Source organism: Paraburkholderia podalyriae (genome assembly GCF_014397785.1).
In the GTDB taxonomy this organism is placed as follows: domain Bacteria; phylum Pseudomonadota; class Gammaproteobacteria; order Burkholderiales; family Burkholderiaceae; genus Paraburkholderia; species Paraburkholderia podalyriae.
In genome coordinates this window covers 1-1,351 of the sequence record NZ_VZQQ01000225.1, presented here as the reverse complement: position 1 = coordinate 1,351, position 1,351 = coordinate 1, and the positions used below count along the sequence as shown (strand labels likewise).

At 62.8% G+C, this 1,351-nt stretch carries 1 protein-coding gene; it reads left to right on the top strand.

The window, feature by feature from the left end; genetic code table 11:
- Positions 1 to 1,099, top strand: a 1,099-nt coding sequence (locus F6X42_RS42700) for an IS110 family RNA-guided transposase (RefSeq protein WP_187639740.1), incomplete at its 5' end; no start/stop codon positions are given.
- Positions 1,100 to 1,351 lie beyond the last annotated feature (252 nt).

Here is a 1,351-nt window from a genome sequence, read left to right as displayed (position 1 = left end):
GGATGTTCACAAGGATTCGATCACGGTCGCCTACGCGATCGGCATGGGCGACGTGGAACTGCTCGGCAAGATCGGTACGACGAAGGCCGATATCGACCGCCTGTGCAGGCGCCTGCAGTCAAAGGGGCCACACGTGCACATCGTCTACGAAGCGGGTCCGTGTGGTTATGGGCTTTACCGGCAGCTCGTCCAGAAGGGATTCGACTGCATCGTGTGTGCACCATCGCTGATTCCGAAGAAGCCCGGCGAGCGCGTGAAGACGGATCGGCGCGATGCGATCAAACTGGTGCGAGCGCTGCGCGCCGGTGACCTGTCAGCGGTCTATGTCCCGGGCGTCGAGGATGAGGCATTCCGGGATCTGGCGCGGGCATGGGCCGGTGCCAGAGACGATCTGAAGCAGGCGCGGCAGCGGCTGAAGTCGTTCCTGCTCTCGCATGGCGTGCACTATACCGGGAACGCGAACTGGGGCGCCGCCCATCGGCGCTGGCTCAGCGCATATTCATTCGGGCACCCGTGGCGGCAACTGGCGTTTGACGAACACCGGCGCACGATCGAGGACCGACTCGCGCAGTGTGATCGCCTCGAAGCAGCGCTACGCGAGGCAGTCGTCAACTGGCGGTTTTATCCAGCCCTGCTGGGACTGCAGGCGATGCGGGGCGTGCAGTTCGTCACGGCCGTCGGGATACTGTCGGAACTGGGCGACCTGTCACGCTTCGAACATCCACGTCAACTGATGGCATGGCTGGGGGTGACGCCGTCGGAACATTCCTCGGGCGACAAGCGACGTCGGGGTAGCATCACCAAGACCGGCAACAGCTACGCCAGAAAGCTGCTGGTCGAGGCGGCCTGGAGCTACCGGCATCCTGCGCGCGTGAGCCGCGACATCCAGCGTCGGCACGAAGGTATTCCGAAGGCCATTATCGATCGCGCCTGGGACGCGCAGGTCCGGTTGTGCCGGCGATACCGGAAGCTGGCAGTGCGCGGCAAACACGTCAATATCGCGACGGTCGCCGTCGCCCGTGAACTAGCGGGCTTCATCTGGGACATCAGCCGCCTGGCGATGTCGCTTGCCACGTCACGCAGCGCACAGACCGCGTAAGCCGCCCGCCACTCAACGCAAGACAACAAGTGGAGGAGTTTCCTGAAGGCGGCGTAGCCCGGCACTCGAGTAACCCGCGAAGATATTTCGCAACGGGCATCACCAATTTGCGGCCCAAGACAGCGGCAGGCTCATGAGGCGGACCTCTGTAATGCGGTAGCCAATCCGCGGATATCAGTGTGATCCACCGTCGACCTTACTGCTACGCCGCCCTCAGGGAATTCTCGCGCCTATGAAAAAGCGAAAAATCAA